Here is an 18817-nt window from a genome sequence, read left to right as displayed (position 1 = left end):
ATCAATTCCAGGGATGGCGTGCAGGCTTGACGCCGTTCAAGTAGTAATTGCCGACCAGGTGATATTTCCAGCGCACCGGATCGTGCAGCGTATGGGTGCGCGCATTACGCCAGTGGCGGTCGAGACCATGCTCCGCAAGCGTCGCGGCCGTGCCGGCCAGTTCGAGCAGCTTCTCGCTCGCGAGCAGCGCGATCTCGGTGGTCAGCACCTTCGCCTCGCCAACCGCGACCGACGCGCGCGCAACGTCGTCATCGGTTATCGCGGGCTGCGCCGAAATGGCGTCGAGCGTGCGTGCCGCGCGTTCCAGCAACGCATCGGCCGCATGAAGCTGGATCACGAGCCGCCCGGTTTCCCGCACCGTCAACGGATCGTCGCTCGCGCGCTCGACACCGCTGTCGATCCACGGACGCGAGCGCTCGCGAACGAAGCGCAGCGTATCGTCGAGCGCCGCATGCGCGATACCCGCGTCGATTGCCGCCTGGATGATTTGCGAAACCGGGCCATTCAACGTCGGCAGATCCGATACGCGATGTGCCGGAAATACATGCAACGCGGGCACGCTCACATCGTCGAGCCGAACAGTGCCACTTGCCGTCGTGCGCTGGCCGAATCCGGACCAGTCGTCGATCACGGAAAGCCCCGGCGTGCCCTTCGGAATATAGGCGAGCCAGCCCTTACGGTTCTCGTCGAGTGCGAGCACGGGCACATAGTGAGCGAACAGCGCACCCGTCGAATAGAATTTCGTGCCGCTCACGCGATAGCGGTCGCCGTCGCGCGTGATCCTCGTCTTCAAGTCGAGCACGTGCTTGGTGCCTTTCTCCGAGAAGCCGTTGCCGAAACGTTTTCCCTTCAGGATCTCGCCGAAGAACAAGCGCTTTTGCTCGTCGGTGCCCGTCAGGGCGATCACGTCGACAAGGCCGAAATGGTTCTGCGGCAATTGGCCAAGCGACGGGTCCGCCGCCGAGATGATTTTCACTACTTCGGTGAGCGTCACATACGATGCACCCGCGCCGCCATAGGCTTTCGGCACCGTGATGCCCCATAGGCCCGCTTGCGAGAACCAGTCGATTTCCTCATACGGCAGCCGGCGGTCACGATCGCGCTCGATCGCGCCCTCGGCAAGCCGTTGCGCGAGTTCGCGCGCAACCTCGAGCGCTTGCGCATCGCTCGCGATGACACGTGCAACGCCAAGTTGATCCGATGCGGCGTCCCGCACATCGTCGGGCGTCTCCAATGTTGCTGACATCTGGCTTCTCCATTGTCTGGAACAATGGATCAATCTAACAACGCAGCGCCTCGGCACAAACCGATGGTTTCTGGAAACGATATTCCCGCGTCTGCAAAATGCGCTGCGCATCCGCGCGAACAGATCGACATCACGCCGCCCCGCCGTCGCGAATCGGCCCTGCCTCCGGATTCGGCGTGCCGCACGCGATGTCCGCAGCTGCAATGCATGCCCCCGCGTGCACGCGTCACGCTCGACGAACCCGATACTCCGACACTAACGCGTAGGCGGCATACTGCCGATCCGAAACGTGAACGCGAGCGCGCACACGAGCAGCCCGCCTTTAATAAAGTCCTGCATATAGTATGGCGCGTTCAGCATCGTAAGTCCGTTCAACAGCACGCCGACGAACACCGCGCCGAGCACAGTGCCCGCGACGTTCGGGCGTTTCGCGCCCCACACCGCATAGCCGATCAGCGATGCCGCCACCGCATCGAGCAGCAACGAATGGCCGGCGCTCGCGTCGCCCCGGCCGACCCGTGCGGCAATCAACACGCCGCCGAGCGATGCGATCGCTCCCGACGCCGCATAGGCGGCAATCCGATAACGCGCGGTCGGCGCACCCGCCAGCCGTGCGGCTGTCTCGTTGCCGCCGATCGCATACAGCACGCGGCCAAACCGCGTCGCCTCCATCACGACGCATGCAACGAGCGTGACGACAGCCACCACGATCACCGGCAACGGCACGACGTCGAGCACGCGCAGCCGTCCGAGCGCGACAAACGTCTGCGGAAAGCTGCCCGTCGCCTCGGTGCCGTCAGGCAGGACCGCGCCCGTTGCGAGCGAACGGCCGCCCGTCGGAATCAATTGCAGCCCCGCGAGCAAAAACAGCGTGCCGAGCGTCGCAAGCTGATCCGGTACGCGCAAGCGCGTGATCAGAAGTCCGTTGAACACGCCCGCGCAGACGCCGAGCGCGACGCACGCGGCAACCGCTGCCGCAGCGCCGCCGTGCCAGACGATCAGTACATAGCTCGCCGCCATCTGTGCGCATGCGGCGACACTACCGACCGACAGATCGAAGCCGCCTGCGGCCAGCGTGATCGTCACGCCGATGCCGAGCAACGCGACGATCGATACGGCCTGCAAGATGCTGAACAGATTGTCGATCGCGACAAAAGCTGGCTCGCGCGCCGCGAAGCCGGCCACGAGCGCGACGAGCACGAGCACGATGCCAATGCGCTCGATGTGCCCGCGCGCGACGGCGATCCAGGGTTGGGCACGCTCTGCCGCCGATCGCTGCGCGGGTGCCGCCGCAACCTCGGCGGGCGTCGAGTTTTTCATGCTGACGAAGTCTCCGGCTCAGCGAATCGGGAGTGAATATCGAGCGTGCCGCGATCGAACGGCAGCACACGATCGGCAATGGCATAGGCGTCGTCGAGATCGCTGACGAACACGAGCGTCGCGCGTGCAACCGCTTCATTGCGCAACAGCGCAATCAGCCCGGCGCGCGCGCCGACGTCGATGCCCTGGAACGGTTCGTCGAGCAACAGCAGACGCGCCGGCGCGAGATGCCAGCGCGCGATCACGGCCTTCTGCTGATTGCCGCCCGACAAATGCGTCAAGCGGTCGTCAGGGCCTATGCAACGAATGCCGAAGCGCGCGATCGCATCGCGCGCAGCCTGCCGCTCGCGCGCCGCGCTCACGAAGCCGAATGGAAACCAGCGGGACAGAAACGGCAACGACAATGTGCCCGCGAGCGTCGCGAACGGCACGCTGTCCGGAAACAGTGACGTGCGCCAGCGATCCTCGGCCACGAGAAACACATTCGCACGAATCGCGTGCATGGGCGAACGTGGACGCCACGGCACACCGTCCAACATCATCGAACCGGCCGCGAGCCGCTCGGCACCGAAAACTGCGCGCGCGAAACGCGATTTTCCGCCGCCGACCGGCCCGGTAATCGCAACGATCTCGCCACGCCGTATATCGAGATCGAACGGCTCGCTGTCAGCCGAAAGCCGAATGCCGCGCGCGCTGAAACACTGCTTGGCCGGATTCGAACAGGCGCCGCCTGTCATTGCAGCCGGGAATGAAACGCTACCGGCGTGGCGTGTAAGCAGCGGTGCCGAATCGGAATATGCAGCGGATAACGCGGTAACCGTTACAGCATCAACAGATTCGACACCGGCAAAAAAGACAGCATCTGCCGGATCTATCCGAACAAACGACGCCTCGTTCGAAGCCGCCATCGATCCGGTGGAACGCGCATCGATTGCAGTCGATGCGGATGCAAGCTCAGGGGCGGCGCCTTCGGCCGCAACCACATGCACATGATCCGCACCCGAGGCCACCGCTGCGCTCGCCGCGCGCGAACTGCCCGCCATTGGCCGCCCGATCATTGCTTCGTGTGCCGAATCAAAATCGAATGGCGCAGCCAGCGTCGATACGATACGGCCGTCTCGCAGAATAACGATGCGATCGGCGATACGCCGCAAATCGCCAGTGCGATGTGACACGAGCAGAATTGCAACGCCATCGGCGCGCAGCGCGTCAACGAGCGTAAGCAAACGCTCGGCATCCGCCGCATCGAGGCTTGCAGTCGGTTCGTCGAGAATCAACAGCGCAGGCTGCGCCGCAAGCGCACGGGCGATCACGACAAGTTGCTGGGCGGCTAGCGAAAGCGTACCGAGCGGCGCGCGCAGGTCCATGCGATCGATGTGCAGGCCGACCCGGCGCGCCAGCGGCAGCGCGGCCGCGATACGGGACGCGGGCGTCGCGAGCCAGCGCGACTTGGAATCGCACAACGTATCGAGCAACAAATTGTCGGCAATCGACAGCGACGGCGCGACCGCGTCGGTAACCGATTGATGAACCGTGGCGATGCCCGCGCGCTTGGCCGCATATGGCGAAGCCGGCGCGTAGCGCGCGCCGCGCAGCGTAAGCGTGCCGGCGTCGGGCGCGAACACGCCGCTGGCGATCTTCACGAGCGTCGATTTGCCCGCGCCGTTTGCGCCCATCAGCGCAACCGCCTCGCCCGCGCTCAGCGACAAATCGACGCAATCGAGCGCGGCAGTCGCGCCGAAGCGCTTCGCGACCCCACGTGCGGCGAAAACGGTTTCGGACATTGTTGAGTGTTGTGTGGCAAGCTTTATCGGATCAAGCCGCGATCGTAGCGAGCAAGCGCGCATTCGAGAACCAAGGGTTCGTCATATCGATAGTCGAAGGAACGGACATAAACTGTTGCACGTCACACGCTTGTGTTCCGCCCCGATCCATCTAGACTGGATAGCTGACCGAACAAATTTCGAAAGGAGACGAAATATGCGCCTCACCATTCGAATCAGCGGCAACAGTGCTACTTCTGCGCAACCGTCTTTCGCGGTTCTGTGGCTCGATACCGACGAGCATCTGTGGTCGCGCGAGGCACATCAGGGTATCGATCTGCCGACATGGGGCAAGGTGACGGATGTCGCAGGTGCAGTTGCGCTGTGCTCCGCCGACAGCGGCGAAGCGCTATGCCGGCTGCAAGGGCTGTCGCTCACCGGCCTGCAGTTGTCGACGCAGGAGCAGGAACACGGCGCCGCATTGCTCGACAAACAATCGCTTCACGGCGCATGGCGATTGCAAGCGGTCGATACGGAGCCCATTCATCCGGAAAACCGGGAGTTCACCGTCGTCACCCGCTGAGAGCCTGCGGCAATCTCGACGGCACGGCAATACAGACGGCCTCGAGACAGACGAAATCCGGCTGTAGGACGCCGAAATAATCGAAGCCGGACACAGCCTTCATCGCCAAAGCTGCGCGCCACACATGCCCGTGCGCCCGGCACCACGGCCAATACGCCGCCCTCCCGGCATGAACGGCTGCATAGCGGCAATTCCTGTCGGCGTTACGACATTCACAAATACAACCTGCCGCTCCACGCCTACCTCACCAGATCGGTCGCCCAGAACCCAAGGAAGCCAGAAGATCTGAATGTTTTCCGGCACCACCGATACGTTAATCAAGCAGCCGGTCATGAATGCACTTCAGGTCTACCATCAATCTTCGTCGACGAGAAAAACGTCGAATACATCAGGAGCATGCCCGCCGAACACGCGATGCCGACGAACTCCTACGGCAACGCCCGCGGATTCCTCGGCAGCCCGTACATCAGCAATTGCCAGTTCGATGCGGCCGGAGCATTACTCCAATGGATTTACGGTCCGCTGAACTCGGAGAAAACTCAGCCGCTCGATGAAGGGCGCTTCATCGAATTCGATCAAGCGAGTGCATATCCCATCCGCTTCAACACAGCACGGCGAACACTGGTTGGGTGTACGTGCCAGCTGATTGCGAAAACGTTCACGCATGCCGATTGCACGTCATCTTTCACGGCTGCAAGCAGTATCCCGCTTCCTCTTCGGGAAAAAGCCCTTATGACATGACCTTCGTGAAAAACGCCGGCTACAACCCGTGGGCCGAGGCGAACAACACTATCGTGCTCTATCCGCAACTGTATGGAGGCGCCGAAAATACCGAGGCCCCGAGCAACCTGCTGGGATGCCGGGATTGGTGGGAGTACAACAGCATGAAATATGCAACGCACGCAGGCAATCAAATGAAAGCCGTCAAGGCAATCGTCGACAGAATTTCTGGTGGAGCAAAGTAACGCGGCGACGCGGGCCGGTGCCAGCCGGTACGCTTACGTAATTGGCTTGGCGAGATGCGAGCGGTCGTATGGCGGATCATAAGAATCGGGCCAAAATTCGACGATGCGCGCAATCTTCGCATGCTCGATCGTAAAGAACGAGATTGCCCGGGCACGCTGAACGCCATCGATTACGGACACGTCGGACACCGCTTCACGCGCGTCGCCGATCGCGCGATTAAGCGTGAACTTCCACGGGCCATACGCGGGATATTCGCGATTCAATGTTGCGAAATCCGCCGTACCGCGAATGCGCTCGTTCGATTGCGGCCACTCGAGCACGAAATCGTCGGCCAGCACAGCTGCGACCGAGCCGAAATCGGTCGTCTGCATCAAACGCCAAAATGCGCACACGAGACTCACCGCCAACCGTTCGGCGTCCCGATCAGTGCTCATCTGCGAGTCACCCAGTGATTCCAACGCCATTGCGCCGTCGCAATTGACCGACATCGCGCAGTGGCGGCGCGCCAAACAGCCTGCTGTATTCCCGGCTGAACTGCGACGGGCTCTCGTACCCGACCCGCAACGCGATCGAGCCGACATCGCCGCCCTGCGCGAGCAACAACCGCCGCGCTTCATGCAGCCGCAGTTGCTTCTGATATTGCAACGGGCTGAGCGTCGTCACATGCTTGAAATGATGGTGCAGCGACGACACGCTCATGTTCACCTGCTGCGCCAGTGCCTCGATCCGAAGCGGCTGCGCATAATGGGTTCGAATCCATTCGATCGCGCGCGCGATCCGATACGTCTGGCTACCGGCGATCGCGATATGCCGCAGTCGTACGCCCAATTCGCTGGTCAGCAGCCGGTAAAGCAATTCCTTTTCGATCAGCGGCGCGAGAATCGGGATATCGCCCGGAGTATCGAGCAATCGGACGAGCCTGAGGGCCGCGTCGAAAAGAGGCTCGGATAATGCGCCGACGACGATCCCCTCACCGGCCGGCAACGCATCCGGCGCGGGCATCCGCATCTCGGCCGCCAACTCGGCGATGCGCTGCAAATCGAGTGCGACCGACACGCACAGATATGGCGCGTCGACAGATGCGCGCGTAACCTGCGACAGCATAGGCAAATCGACTGACGTAACGAGGCAATGCTGCGGATCATATTCGTACACATGTCCGGCGACCGTCACCCGCTTTGCCCCCTGCGCGGCGAACACGAACGAAGCACGCGGCACGCTGCAGCCGAGATCGACGGGCGACGAGAAGCGATGGAACGACAGTGCGGAAATCGCCGTCTGATGCCCGCCGTCCACTGGCGCGAAGCGCGCGACGCGCGCTGCCAACTCGCGGCGCGCGTCGTGCGACGCCGACCGTCGCGCTAACGCGGGGTCGCCATGCGGCGCACCAGAGGCGATGCGTGAAGGCGCTTCAACCGTATCGAGCCGCGAATTCATCGTCAATACACCTTCACAATGAGACAGCACAGGAAGCATTCAGGCCTCCGATCGTAACAGGCGAAGACTCAAACCGCGCAGCGCCTTCGCGCCGAGCCGGCAATTTGCAGGATTGTTCAATATTTTTGCAGAATCGTATATACACGCGCCAGCAGCCCATCCGTCACACTGCCGGTTATTACCCGGCGCCAAGTCCGGGGATGCCCCCACGGAGAAAGTTCATGTCTACGACGTTTGTGCTGAACGGCAAGAATCTAACGCTGGACGCCGATCCCGCGATGCCGCTGCTCTGGGCGATACGCGAGCGCGCCGGCCTCACCGGCACGAAATTCGGCTGCGGCGCCGCACAATGCGGCGCCTGCACGGTTCACCTCGAAGGCCAAGCGGCACGCTCGTGTGTGCTGCCGCTTGCCGCTGTCGCCGGCAAACGGGTGACGACGATCGAAGGGCTGTCGGGCAAACCCGCGCAAGCCGTCCAGGCAGCGTGGATCAAGTTGCAAGTGCCGCAGTGCGGCTACTGCCAGTCGGGGCAAATCATGTCGGCGACGGCGCTCCTCGAGCAGAATGCCGCGCCGACCGATGCCGACATCGACGCCGCGATGAACGGCAACCTCTGCCGCTGCGCAACCTATACGCGCATTCGCGCCGCCATTCACGAAGCCGCGTCCGCGCTGAAGGCCTGAACGATGACGAACCATCTCGACCTACCCGAACCGGACGCGGTGCGCGCGTCCCGCCGCACGTTTCTGAAAGCCGCTGGCGCGATAGCGGCCGCTGGCCTTACGATCGGCTTCGAATGGCACGACGCGAGCCGCGCGGCACAAGCCGCCCCACCGTCCGGCGCCGGCGCATTCACGCCAAATGCATTTCTGCGCATCGCACCGGACAACAGCGTCACCGTGATCGCCAAGCACGTCGAAATGGGCCAAGGCGCGTACACCGGCATCGCGACGATCGTCGCCGAGGAACTCGATGCGAACTGGCGCGACGTGCGCGTCGAAAGCGCGCCAGCCGATGCCGAGCGTTACGCGAACTTGCAGTGGGGCAAGTTGCAAGGCACGGGCGGCAGTTCCGCGATGGCGAATTCGTGGATGCAACTGCGCGAAGCAGGCGCCAAGGCACGCGCGATGCTCATGACGGCGGCTGCCGCGCAGTGGCGTGTACCGGTTGCCGAGCTGAGCACGCGCGACGGCGTGGTCAGCCACACCGTAAGCGGACGCAGCGCGACTTACGGCGCACTCGCGAACGCCGCAGCCGAGCTGCCGGTACCGGACAAGGTCACACTGAAATCACCGGCCGATTTCCGCTTGATCGGCAAACCGGTGCCCCGCGTCGATGCCGCCGCGAAATCCAACGGCACTGCACAATTCACGATCGACGTCGCGCAGCCGGGCATGTTGGTCGCACTACTGCAGCGCCCGCCGCTATTCGGCGCGACCGTGAAGTCATTCGATGCGTCGGCGGCAAAGGCCGTGCCGGGCGTCATGTCGGTCGTTCAGGTGCCGCGCGGCGTCGCCGTCGTCGCGACAGGCTTCTGGGCCGCCAAACAAGGCCGCGACGCGCTGAAAATCGAATGGGACGACGTACACGCCGAAAAACGCAGTTCCGACGCAATCATGCGTGAATACCGGCAACTGGCGGAGCACGCAGGCGCCTCCGCGCGCCGTGACGGTGACGTGGACGCGGCGCTTGCAGGGGCGGCAAAGCGAATTTCGGCATCCTACGAATTCCCGTTTCTCGCCCATGCACCGATGGAGCCGCTCGACGCGGTCGTCAAGCTGACAGCCGATCGCTGCGAAATCTGGGCGGGCGATCAGTTCCAGACGATCGATCAGGAAAACGCCGCACGCGCGGCAGGGCTCGCCCCGAAGCAGGTGTTCATCCACACGCTGTACGCCGGCGGCAGCTTTGGACGGCGCGCGAACCCGGCGTCCGACTACATTGTCGAGGCGGTGTCGATTGCAAAAGCACTTGGTGCGAACGGCACGCCCATCAAGCTGCAATGGACCCGCGAGGACGACCTCCATGGCGGACGCTACCGGCCGATGTACTTTCACAAGCTCGACGCGGGTTTGAGCGCGCACGGCAAACTCGTCGGCTGGCGGCATCGGATCGTCGGTCAATCGATCCTCGCCAGCACGCCTTTCGCCGCGGGCTTGGTGAAAAACGGCATCGATACGACCTCGGTGGAGGGCGCGTCGAACCTGCCATATGCCATTCCAAACATATCAGTGGAACTGACAACCACGCAAACGGGCGTGCCGGTGCTATGGTGGCGCGTCGTCGGCAGCTCGCACACCGCATACGCGGTCGAAGCGTTCATTGATGAGGCCGCGCAGGCGGCGGGCAAGGATCCATACCAGTTCCGGCGCGATATGCTCGCGCACGAGCCGCGAATGCGCGCGGTGCTCGATCTCGCCGCGGAAAAAGCCGGCTGGGATTCGACCACGCCACTGCCAAAGGGACGCGGGCGTGGAATCGCGGTCGCCGAGGCGTTTCAGAGCTACGTCGCACAGATCGCCGAGGTGTCGGTCGACGAGCAAGGCGCGGTGAAGGTCGAGCGGATCGTTTGCGCAGTCGATTGCGGAACCGCGATCAATCCGGACGTGATCGCGGCACAGATGGAAGGCGGCATCGGCTTCGGGCTCGGCGCGGTGTTGAAAGGCGCGATCACGCTAAAGGACGGCAAGGTCGAACAGAATAACTTCGACGGCTATCAGGTGCTGAGGATCGCCGAGATGCCGAAAGTCGAAGTGCATATCGTGCCGTCGGGCGAAGCACCGACCGGCGTCGGCGAACCTGGCGTCGCGCCGGTCGGGCCAGCCGTCGCGAATGCGATCTTCGCGGCGACCGGCAAGCGAACGTACACGCTGCCGCTGTCGGCTGCGGACCCGCACGGCAGCGTATAAACCGCAAACGCGCTCCCGCATCGCGGGCCTGACCGCTCCCTCGCCGCCGCGCTCACCCCCGGGCACGGCGGACATCCGCGCGTTTTCGTCCTCCAAGCCGGCCCCATTTGAGCTCCAGTGGCTGCCTCGCCATACGGTTGCCCCGAGAAAAACCGCACATTGCAACCGTTCTTCTATCCGATCCGAGCCGCCTGCCCTGCTGCGGCCTGAGGATTTCGCCTCAAATCCAACTTTTTTAAGTGCCATAAAAAAAAGTTTGACGCGCGCTTTTTGCAGAACTAACGTACCGAAAGGAAGACGCAATGAACCTTGGACTCATGCGTCATGTTCATTACACCCAAGAAACGACCGAGGGCCGATCGAGCGTTTCAAATAAAGGAGCAAAAACAAACTCCCGATTTCACGACGTGTCTTCGCGATTACCCGCACGGATTCCCCAAGTAGATTGACGCCAGCCCGACAGGCCAGGTTCGATCTTTTCTTCTATTAATTAGTAAGCCTAATTAATAGAAGACGTGGAACTATCTGTCGCCAGCTTGACGTTCACTCGACGGTCCGGCACGCGCCAATGCCGGGACGACGTGCAGGCCATTACGCGCGCCGAATCAATATGCCGGCCGAGCACATAAATTCCGAAGTGCCGACTGACATATCCAGTTGCATCACATCGCAGGTGAAGCCCGAATCGCTCATGCGATTCGCTCTTTTCTCAGGAGGCAATATGAAGAAGCTGTATCGCATTGCTTGTGCATCAATCATTGCAACAGCCTGTGCCAGCGCATTTGCCCAAGCTGCCGACAAACAGGCCGCCGTCGACCGCGCGCTTGCGCTGATTCAAGCCAATCCATCGATTTTCCAATTGGCGCCAAGCCGAGTGGCACGGACGGCAAAAGCGCTCGATATCAACGCCGCAAGCAGCGCTGACACGATTCCCGGTGCAGCCGCGGATCAATTCAAAGTCCGTAACGTCATCGTGGATCAAAACGGAACGGAGCACGTTCGATTCGACCGGTTTTACGGTGGATTGCCTGTGATCGGCGCAGACGTCGTCGTGCATTCGAAGCAAGGTCAATTGCAGCAGCCGAGCACGACGCTAAACGCCCCAATAAACCTGGCTAATCTAGCTCCCAATCAAAAAACGTTTTCGAGCACATCGGACATCGGTGCCGCCAGCGCGGAAAAAATTGCGGCAGCCCAGTTCGCGACGCACGTCGATCATACCGGCAACCCCGTCAAAATTATCTATGCCCGCAATACCTCACCCGTTCTTGCCTATCAGGTAGACGTGTATGGCCCTTCCACGCGCGAGCATTCGTCGGTGATGCGTTATTCGATAGATGCGCGCACCGGTCGCGTGCTGGAATCCGAAAGCCTGATACAGCAAAGCGCCGCAACAGGTATCGGGCGGTCGTATTATTACGGTGACGTCACGTTGACGACCGATCAGACCTCCGCTAATGGCTATCGGATGCTGGACCCCAAGCGCGGCAACGGGTCCGTGCATGACGGCGCCGATCTTCAGGATTATGTCGTCGTGTCCCAGGCAGACAGTCTTCCAATCTACACCAACACCACCAATACATGGGGAACCTACAGTACGAGCAATCGCCAAACGGTGGCCGCCGATATCGATTATGGTTTGGCAATTACTTGGGACTACTATAAAAATACTCATGGCCGCTCCGGAGTTGCGAATGATGGAAATGGTGTGAGAAGCTATGCTCACGTGCTGTTCGGCGACGATGGAGCCAATGCATCATGGTATTCAGGCGTCATGCTGTACGGAGACGGCGGCCCGTCACTCGGCAACCAGCCGGTGGTGACGCTCGACGTGGCGGGACATGAAATGACCCACGGCGTCACCCAAAACACCGCAAGGCTTTCATACAACTACCGCGATTCCGGCGGACTCAATGAATCGACTTCCGATATCTTCGGAACGTTGGTTAAGTTCTATGCAAACAATCCGAACGATCCGGGAAATTACGTCATAGGCGCGTCTTTAATGCCGGGCGGCTTGCGTAAGATGTACAAGCAGGATTTGGATAATCGCTCGTCCAGTTGTTATCCGAGCGGCGGGTTCTCCAACACGAATCCGCACCTGTCTTCGGGAGTCGGCAATCGATTCTTCTATCTGCTTGCCGAAGGAGCGACGGTTCCGGCCACCGATCCGTCGCTATCCAAGAGTCAGCTCGTATGCAACGGCGATACATCACTTACCGGAATTGGACGCGATAAGGCGGGGAAAATCTGGTATCGAACACTGTCGGTTTATCTGACATCCGGTTCGACCTATCCCAACGCCCGGACCGCATCGATTCGAGCGGCGAGCGATTTGTACGGGGCTGCTTCCATTGAAGCGCAGACCGTGGCGAGAGCATGGGATGCAGTCAACGTCCGGTAATTCGGGCGGCAGGTTTTGACGCCTTATGCGCCGGGCTGCGTCGAGCGGCCCGGTTCGCGTCACACGGCCTTTCCGATGAACGCTGCCCTACATGGCGCCCAAACTGCGCCACACCTCGTCGATCAACGCCCCCCATTGTTCCGAACCGATCGCGGCCCATGTTACGGCGACACCCGAGCAAACGTAACACCAACGTTCCCGTGCTACGTAACACACCTTCAACCCACTTCAAATTGTGACGCCGCCCGTGCCATCGCACACGGCTTATCCGCACAAAAAACACTTTATATTCAATCAACTACATCGTCACACCATTTCTTTCAAAGAGTTTGCTTGATGCGTTGAGCAAGCTGGCCCGCCAATTGCAGTAATCCCCTCAGCCATTCGCCTACTCAACCGCGAATTACGAGGACCATCATGGACTGCAAGCACCTGCACATCGACAACATCAAGATCAACTTTGTCCGGCGCAACATCGAGATCGGCGGTGAGCCGATCAACATGACCCCGCGCGAATTCGACGTCGTCGAATTTCTACTCGACAATATGAACAAGGTCGTGTCACGCCAGGCGATTCAGGAAGCTGTGTGGGGGCGGGAACTCGCCGTATCGTCGCGCACGCTAGACACGCACATCTCACGCATCCGCTCGAAGCTCGGTCTCGATCATGATAAGAACATGCGCATCATCCCGATTTATTCGATCGGCTACCGGCTCGTACTGTTCGGGGCGGCGACGACTTACGTCGAACCGCACGACGAACCGCCCGTATCCGAGTTGTCCGCTTTGCCGCCGGCATCGAGTGTGCAGGACTTGTCCGGCACGTCGGGCGTGGCCGGTTTGGCATCGCTATCTCGCCTGCCTGCGCCCCCGAGCCCACCGGCAGTGCGAAGCAGCACGATAGACTCCCGCGATTACACCGTCGAGTTACGCTGACGCATTATCGCGTCACACACACGCGCGCAAGCGGCGCGGCTAGAAGCCGCGCTGCGGGATTTCCCGCAAAATGCTTCATCGAATGAGCAATACCGCGTGATGTGGCATCACCTATTCCGCAACCGGTGAACTTGCATCACCCCCTGCGCTCTCACCGACGAGTCTTTCATGGATTTATGGCGCCCATAATTCAATCTCTAGGAATGATCTGCAAAGGATATGCGCCGCCAGCACCGGCAAGGAGTGCAATCACGCCATATCCTTCGGGAACAGCATCATATAATTGCCAAGTCAATATATCGCCATAATAAAAGATGTTCCCTGGATAATTAGGATGAGGACCAATTTTAAACGTTGAATCGACTGTCGGCACCGTATCTAATGGTTTGAGGCCCCATGGAGTGTTGCTGTCACGGTTAAACACGGTCAAATATGTTCCATATTTCACCGACCTCACTGACTTCATTAGGGACGACCCTTCCTGAGTCTCTACCTCCCACCAGTAGGCGGAATTGTCGAGACCGGTCAATTTACCAATCATTTCCGGCGACGTCGCCATCAGCACTCCAGGGTCGCTATTGCTAACGCCGGTGCCGAGATACCATCCGTTAACCGATCCGGCCAAATACACCACGCCATGCGGCTCGCTAGCAGCGGTTGTCGTTCTAACCGGCGCTATATTTTGATCATTACCGCCTGTGCTCATGGAAACCTCGCGAAGGCAAAAGAGTGGGTTCGCCTGCGTTATGCCGGAATATTCGACATGCATCCAGAGCATACACGCCACAAATTCACCAGCGTACCTCCTACTGTTTCGGGGTAACGAACAAAATATCCGGCAGCACGATATTACTGCGACACGTTGCGATATTCGCCCTATGGCGCCTGCTTGCAAGCAACAAGCCGAATCGGGCGCCAGATGCCAGTAACCCACACCACGAGATTCTGCCAACTACGCAGCAACGTTGCTCAGCAAATCCAGGACACGCCGAACCTGATAAACCGTTTGCATATCGAATTATGCTCAGCAAACACTTTTCAATACATCACAGGAATCACGGCTCGCCACAATCCGAACTTAATGTGCCGCGCCGGACATTTCTTCAGATTCCCGGCAAGCGCTCCACTGTCAACGCCCCTGCGCATCGAGCCAAGCCTGAAACATCAGCACCGCCCACAGTGGATGCTGGCAATTCATCCGCCCAGCGAGATGCTGCTGCCACTGGCGCTCGATGTGCGCCGCATCAAAGAAACCTTCCGCACGCAGCCGCACCGGTTCAAGAAGCGCTGCGGCCCAATCGCGCAACTCGCCGCGCAGCCAGTCGCCGACCGGTGCACAAAAGCCCTGCTTGGGCCGGTCGATCAGCTGGCGCGGCACGTACCGGTACAACAAACGGCGCAATAACCACTTCTGTTGCCCGTCCGGCACCTTCAGCACGGCCGGCACACGCCACGCGAACTCCACCACGCGATGGTCAAGATACGGCATGCGCGTCTCGAGGCTCATCGCCATCGCGGCACGGTCGACTTTTGCGAGAATATCGGTCGGCAAATATGTAAGCGCATCGACCATCATCGCCTGCTCGGCAAACGTGAGGCCGGCAGGCCATGCGTCAGGCGCATCAAGCAGCGTGTGCGGCTCACGGCCCGTCAGCACGAGCCGCTCGGGGTGATGCACAACCGACATCAGTAGCCGGTAGAGCCCCGCTCGGCTATTCGCCGTCATCACGTTGGCAAGCTTGTGCAACCGATCTCCGACGCGCGGCGTGGCAGAACACCAGGCACACAGCACGAACGCGGCGATTTGGTCCGCGTGATTGGGCCGCAGCGCATGCAGCGCGGCTGCGATTTGCGCGCGCATCGCCGTCGGTACACGCCTTAGCCTTTTCCAAAGGCACGGCGTCAGGAAATAGCGGGGATAGCCGCCGAACAGTTCGTCGCCACCGTCGCCGGACAGACTCACCTTGACATGCCGCCGAGTCATCTCGGAGACGAGCAGCGTCGGGATCTGCGATGCGTCCGCAAACGGCTCGTCATAGACGTCGGGCAGCTTCGGCACGAGATCGAGTGCGTGGACGGGCGTCACGTACAACTCGGTATGGTCGGTACCGAGATGATGCGCGACAGCCTTCGCATAGCCAGCCTCGTCGTAGCCAGCCTCGTGAAAGCCGACCGTGAACGTGCGCACCGGCCGCGCAGATTGCGCCTGCATCAGCGCGACGACTGCCGACGAATCGACGCCACCCGACAAGAACGCGCCGAGCGGCACGTCGGCCTCCATCTGCTGCGCGACCGCGAGGCGCAGCACCGCATCGAGCTGATCGACGACCGCGTCGGCATCGCCTTCGACCAAGTTCATCTGGCCTGCGCTGACCGCCTGCTCGAGAGACCAATAGCGCCGCGCAACCGGCTCCTGCACTGCATCTTCGAACTGCACGTAGGTGCCAGGCGGCAGCTTACGAATCGCCGTGTAGATCGTATGCGGCGCGGGTACGCTCGCGTAGCGCAAATATAAACACAATGCGTCGCGATCGATCGCTCGCGTGTCGAAGCCCGGATAGCGGCGCAGCGCCTTGAGTTCCGAGCCGAACACCAACGCACCGGCGATGCGGCCGTAATAGAGTGGCTTCTCGCCGATCCGATCACGCGCTAACGTCAGCACGCCGGCATCACGGTTCCAGAGCGCGATCGCAAACATGCCAGCCACCTTTTTCAGCGTGCGGTCGATCCCCCAGGCTTCGAATGCGGCAAGCAATACTTCGCTATCCGAATTACCACGCCAGTTTGGCGCATGAGCGGATGCATCGAGTTCGCGACGCAATTCGCGAAAGTTGTAGATCTCGCCGTTGAAGGTCATCACGTAGCGGCCGCAAGCCGACACCATTGGCTGATGGCCGTGCGATGTCAGATCAACGATCGACAGCCGCCGATGCCCGAGCGCAACACCGGCCGCTGCATCGAACCATGCGCCCGCATCGTCGGGACCGCGATGAGCAAGGCTGTCTGTCATTCGGGCGAGCACCTCGCCCGCTGTCTGCCGGCTGCATGCCGTTGGACGCCAAAAACCCGTGATTCCACACATGGCGAGCATCCCCGTTTGAGGTCGATCGGCGACGCCGCGCAACGGGACGCAGCGCCGTGCGTCCACAAATTATTACGGAGAAAATATTCGTGAATTATTCGTGCTTGTATGCCGAATTATTTTTTTTGGAAGAAAAAAATTCGAAAAGAGCGCCGGTTTGCCCGGCGCCTTTTCATCGATTGTGGGGATTGCCAATCGATACGAGTCGATATCCGCCATTGTTCGATTTTCTGCTATCGGCGAACGATATGTATCGCATCCGCGCGACCGCGCCAGCGCTCATCTCGCAAGCAAGCAAGCGAGCGCCGGAACCGCTCGATACCTGGCATCACCCGCCGTACAGATCGAGCAGCTTGAGCGTCACGCCGTTGGTCCAGCCGAATCCGTCCTGCAGCGGATATTCGCCGCCGCCACCACCGCCCGAGCCCGCTCCTTCGACGATGTATTTCTCGACGAGCTTGCCTTGCGACGCATAGACGCTTTTCACGTCAGCAAGAAAACGCGTGCCGATATCGTTCGCGAGCGCAGTCTCGCCATAACGCTTGAGGCCAACGAGCGCGATCCAATGCAACGGCGCCCAACCGTTCGGCGCGTCCCACTGCTGAGCCGTGTTATAAGCCGTCGTCGCGAGGCCGCCTGGCTGCAGCAGCGTCTTTTTGATATTGCTGGCGGTCCGCTTCGCGCGATCAGGCCATGCGACACCCGCGAACAGCGGATACAGCGCCGCGGCCGACAAGTTGTCGCGCGGCTTGCCGAGCTTCCAGTCATAGTCGCCGTAATAGCCTTTATCGTTCCACAGATAACGGTTGATCGCGAGCGCACGCTTCGTCGCGCGGCCGGTGAACTCGACGACGCAGCGCATGTCGCGCGCCACTGCACAGCCTTTGATGATGGTCGTCTCCAGATTGAACATCAGGCTGTTCAGATCGACCGGCACAATCGCTGTCGTGCGAATCGTCGCAAGCGTCTTGCTGTCTGCAAACCAGCGCGAGCTGAAATCCCAACCGCTTTCGGCCGCCGCGCGCAGGTCGCGCCACACTTCAGCCGCGGGCCGCCCGCTCGCCTGCTGCGCGGTCTGCACATCCTCGAGATACGATTCGTCGCGGGGCGTATCCCGCTCGTCCCAATAGCGGTTCAGCACCGAACCGTCCGGCATCTTGACGACGTTGCGCGTGGCCGAACCGCGTGCCGTCGAGCGCTCGCCCTGCATCCAGTACGCATATTCCTTGCGCAGCGCCGGCAGGTACTTCTGATAGACGCGCTCACCCCCGACCTTTGCCGCAAGCGCCACCATGTATGCGAAGAAAGGCGGCTGCGAGCGGCTCACGTAATACGTGCGATTGCCGTTCGGCACATGGCCGACGGTATCGATCAAATAGGCGAAGTTGTCGAGCATGTCGTCGACGAGATCTTCGTGGCCAGACTCCTGCAAGCCAAGCATCGTGAAATAGGTGTCCCAATAGTAACCTTCGCGGAAACGCCCGCCCGGCACCACATAAGGTTTTGGCAGCGCAATCAGCGAACTGTATTGCGGTACGGTCCCCGTCGTGCGCGTGAGTTTCGGCCATAACCAATCGATATGCTCGCGCAGCGTCTGGTTTGCCGGCGGCGTCACCGACTGATCGGTCGGCGGCGTGAAATATTTCGAAACGAACGCTTGCAGCGAGAAGCCCGGTGTGCCCTTTTGCTGCTGGTAAAGTTGGACGATCGTCGCGGGATCGGTGTTCGGCGTCGAATCGACGAAGGTCTTCTGGTCCGGGAAGATTTGCGCGGTTTGCACCGCAACAAAAAGATCGCCATACAGCACGCTCGGCGGCGGCAGAATCGGCGCGGCCGGAGCCGATGCGGTGAGCGCGGCAGCGGATGCCGGCGCGGACAGCGAATCGGCATGCGCGAGCGTGCCCGTGCAACCAATGCCGGCTGACGCAACGAGCGCAGCCCACACGGGCGCGCTCAACAAGCGGCGATACAGCGGATTTTCGACATGAAGCGGAAAACGCCGTGATGTGACCATGTCTGCTCCTATTCTGATAATGGACGGCGATATGGTCTCCTATCCCGCAGCCCCCCTGCAGGCGCGGCTGTTTATCTATCAGATGCCGCGGCGCGCAGCTTCGCATGAAAATCCGCGGTCTAGCAAGCAGATCCGTCGATGCGGCGCGCAAACGGCC

The 18817-nt window shown here is 60.9% G+C and carries 16 protein-coding genes; 7 read left to right on the top strand and 9 right to left on the bottom strand.

The annotated features are described in order from the left end of the window. Position 1 precedes the first annotated feature (1 nt). The 3 genes from WS68_RS22485 to WS68_RS29090 all read right to left on the bottom strand — a co-directional run bounded on the left by WS68_RS22485 (position 2) and on the right by WS68_RS29090 (position 4350). A complete protein-coding gene (locus WS68_RS22485) occupies positions 2–1246 on the bottom strand; it encodes an SfnB family sulfur acquisition oxidoreductase (RefSeq protein WP_059572834.1) in 1245 nt (414 codons plus the stop codon). Positions 1247–1501: 255 nt separating this feature from the next. Next, positions 1502–2566 carry an ABC transporter permease gene (locus WS68_RS22480; protein ID WP_059572833.1) on the bottom strand — a complete coding sequence of 355 codons (1065 nt, stop codon included), beginning with the start codon at positions 2564–2566 and terminating at the stop codon, positions 1502–1504. Then, a complete protein-coding gene (locus WS68_RS29090; RefSeq protein WP_059572832.1) occupies positions 2563–4350 on the bottom strand; it encodes a sugar ABC transporter ATP-binding protein in 1788 nt (595 codons plus the stop codon). Before WS68_RS29090 ends, WS68_RS22480 begins: the two co-directional genes overlap by 4 nt. Before the next feature lie 196 nt (positions 4351–4546). Here WS68_RS29090 and WS68_RS22470 point away from each other — a divergent pair, with 196 nt between their 5' ends. Beyond that, positions 4547–4912 (top strand): DUF3564 family protein, encoded by a 366-nt coding sequence (locus WS68_RS22470; RefSeq protein WP_059572831.1) that lies wholly within the window; start codon positions 4547–4549, stop codon positions 4910–4912. A gap of 99 nt (positions 4913–5011) precedes the next feature. Here the strand turns inward: WS68_RS22470 and WS68_RS27965 are convergent, their stop codons facing one another. Then, the gene (locus WS68_RS27965; protein ID WP_156429617.1) at positions 5012–5245 is read right to left on the bottom strand and encodes a hypothetical protein; all 234 of its coding nucleotides are present in this window, start codon (positions 5243–5245) and stop codon (positions 5012–5014) included. Positions 5246–5326: 81 nt separating this feature from the next. Between WS68_RS27965 and WS68_RS22465 the strand changes: the two genes are divergently transcribed. Beyond that, positions 5327–5653 (top strand): hypothetical protein, encoded by a 327-nt coding sequence (locus tag WS68_RS22465; protein WP_197419659.1) that lies wholly within the window; start codon positions 5327–5329, stop codon positions 5651–5653. After that, positions 5650–5877 (top strand): hypothetical protein, encoded by a 228-nt coding sequence (locus WS68_RS22460; RefSeq protein ID WP_059572829.1) that lies wholly within the window; start codon positions 5650–5652, stop codon positions 5875–5877. Before WS68_RS22465 ends, WS68_RS22460 begins: the two co-directional genes overlap by 4 nt. Positions 5878–5910: 33 nt before the next feature. Here the strand turns inward: WS68_RS22460 and WS68_RS22455 are convergent, their stop codons facing one another. Next, the gene (locus WS68_RS22455) at positions 5911–6312 is read right to left on the bottom strand and encodes a nuclear transport factor 2 family protein (protein ID WP_059572828.1); all 402 of its coding nucleotides are present in this window, start codon (positions 6310–6312) and stop codon (positions 5911–5913) included. 7 nt (positions 6313–6319) lie between these two features. Beyond that, on the bottom strand, positions 6320–7315 hold the full coding sequence (locus WS68_RS22450; RefSeq protein WP_059572827.1) for an AraC family transcriptional regulator: 996 nt from the start codon (positions 7313–7315) through the stop codon (positions 6320–6322). A 221-nt stretch (positions 7316–7536) separates the two neighbouring features. Here WS68_RS22450 and WS68_RS22445 point away from each other — a divergent pair, with 221 nt between their 5' ends. The 4 genes from WS68_RS22445 (at position 7537) to WS68_RS27960 (ending at position 13564) form a co-directional block, all read left to right on the top strand. After that, on the top strand, positions 7537–7998 hold the full coding sequence (locus tag WS68_RS22445) for a (2Fe-2S)-binding protein (RefSeq protein WP_059572826.1): 462 nt from the start codon (positions 7537–7539) through the stop codon (positions 7996–7998). 3 nt (positions 7999–8001) lie between these two features. Further along, positions 8002–10224 carry a xanthine dehydrogenase family protein molybdopterin-binding subunit gene (locus WS68_RS22440; RefSeq protein ID WP_059572825.1) on the top strand — a complete coding sequence of 741 codons (2223 nt, stop codon included), beginning with the start codon at positions 8002–8004 and terminating at the stop codon, positions 10222–10224. A gap of 721 nt (positions 10225–10945) precedes the next feature. Then, positions 10946–12628, top strand: a complete 1683-nt coding sequence (locus WS68_RS22435; protein ID WP_059572824.1) for a M4 family metallopeptidase — start codon at positions 10946–10948, stop codon at positions 12626–12628. A 417-nt stretch (positions 12629–13045) separates the two neighbouring features. Beyond that, a complete protein-coding gene (locus WS68_RS27960; RefSeq protein ID WP_231753086.1) occupies positions 13046–13564 on the top strand; it encodes a winged helix-turn-helix domain-containing protein in 519 nt (172 codons plus the stop codon). A 190-nt stretch (positions 13565–13754) separates the two neighbouring features. Here the strand turns inward: WS68_RS27960 and WS68_RS27955 are convergent, their stop codons facing one another. The 3 genes from WS68_RS27955 to treA form a co-directional block, all read right to left on the bottom strand. After that, on the bottom strand, positions 13755–14270 hold the full coding sequence (locus WS68_RS27955) for a hypothetical protein (RefSeq protein ID WP_156429616.1): 516 nt from the start codon (positions 14268–14270) through the stop codon (positions 13755–13757). A 423-nt stretch (positions 14271–14693) separates the two neighbouring features. Continuing rightward, positions 14694–16646, bottom strand: a complete 1953-nt coding sequence (gene asnB / locus WS68_RS22425) for an asparagine synthase (glutamine-hydrolyzing) (protein ID WP_059573116.1) — start codon at positions 16644–16646, stop codon at positions 14694–14696. 328 nt (positions 16647–16974) lie between these two features. Continuing rightward, entirely contained in the window at positions 16975–18660 is a 1686-nt protein-coding gene (gene treA, locus WS68_RS22420; protein ID WP_059572823.1) for an alpha,alpha-trehalase TreA, read from the bottom strand. Between the last annotated feature and the right edge of the window lie 157 nt (positions 18661–18817).

The organism is Burkholderia sp. TSV86, assembly GCF_001522865.1.
GTDB lineage: Bacteria > Pseudomonadota > Gammaproteobacteria > Burkholderiales > Burkholderiaceae > Burkholderia.
Note: the sequence above shows the minus strand (reverse complement) of the source record. Positions and strands in the feature narration are given on the sequence as shown.

Excerpts from the sequence above, each read along its gene's own strand:
- WS68_RS22450 (WP_059572827.1), bottom strand. The coding sequence starts at position 7,315 with ATGAATTCGCGGCTCGATACGGTTGAAGCGCCTTCACGCATCGCCTCT.
- asnB (WP_059573116.1), bottom strand. The coding sequence starts at position 16,646 with ATGTGTGGAATCACGGGTTTTTGGCGTCCAACGGCATGCAGCCGGCAG.
- WS68_RS22470 (WP_059572831.1), top strand. The coding sequence starts at position 4,547 with ATGCGCCTCACCATTCGAATCAGCGGCAACAGTGCTACTTCTGCGCAA.
- WS68_RS22485 (WP_059572834.1), bottom strand. The coding sequence starts at position 1,246 with ATGTCAGCAACATTGGAGACGCCCGACGATGTGCGGGACGCCGCATCG.
- WS68_RS22445 (WP_059572826.1), top strand. The coding sequence starts at position 7,537 with ATGTCTACGACGTTTGTGCTGAACGGCAAGAATCTAACGCTGGACGCC.
- WS68_RS27960 (WP_231753086.1), top strand. The coding sequence starts at position 13,046 with ATGGACTGCAAGCACCTGCACATCGACAACATCAAGATCAACTTTGTC.
- WS68_RS22460 (WP_059572829.1), top strand. The coding sequence starts at position 5,650 with ATGACCTTCGTGAAAAACGCCGGCTACAACCCGTGGGCCGAGGCGAAC.
- WS68_RS22480 (WP_059572833.1), bottom strand. The coding sequence starts at position 2,566 with ATGAAAAACTCGACGCCCGCCGAGGTTGCGGCGGCACCCGCGCAGCGA.
- WS68_RS29090 (WP_059572832.1), bottom strand. The coding sequence starts at position 4,350 with ATGTCCGAAACCGTTTTCGCCGCACGTGGGGTCGCGAAGCGCTTCGGC.
- WS68_RS22465 (WP_197419659.1), top strand. The coding sequence starts at position 5,327 with ATGCCGACGAACTCCTACGGCAACGCCCGCGGATTCCTCGGCAGCCCG.
- WS68_RS27965 (WP_156429617.1), bottom strand. The coding sequence starts at position 5,245 with ATGACCGGCTGCTTGATTAACGTATCGGTGGTGCCGGAAAACATTCAG.
- WS68_RS22435 (WP_059572824.1), top strand. The coding sequence starts at position 10,946 with ATGAAGAAGCTGTATCGCATTGCTTGTGCATCAATCATTGCAACAGCC.
- WS68_RS22455 (WP_059572828.1), bottom strand. The coding sequence starts at position 6,312 with ATGAGCACTGATCGGGACGCCGAACGGTTGGCGGTGAGTCTCGTGTGC.
- WS68_RS27955 (WP_156429616.1), bottom strand. The coding sequence starts at position 14,270 with ATGAGCACAGGCGGTAATGATCAAAATATAGCGCCGGTTAGAACGACA.
- treA (WP_059572823.1), bottom strand. The coding sequence starts at position 18,660 with ATGGTCACATCACGGCGTTTTCCGCTTCATGTCGAAAATCCGCTGTAT.
- WS68_RS22440 (WP_059572825.1), top strand. The coding sequence starts at position 8,002 with ATGACGAACCATCTCGACCTACCCGAACCGGACGCGGTGCGCGCGTCC.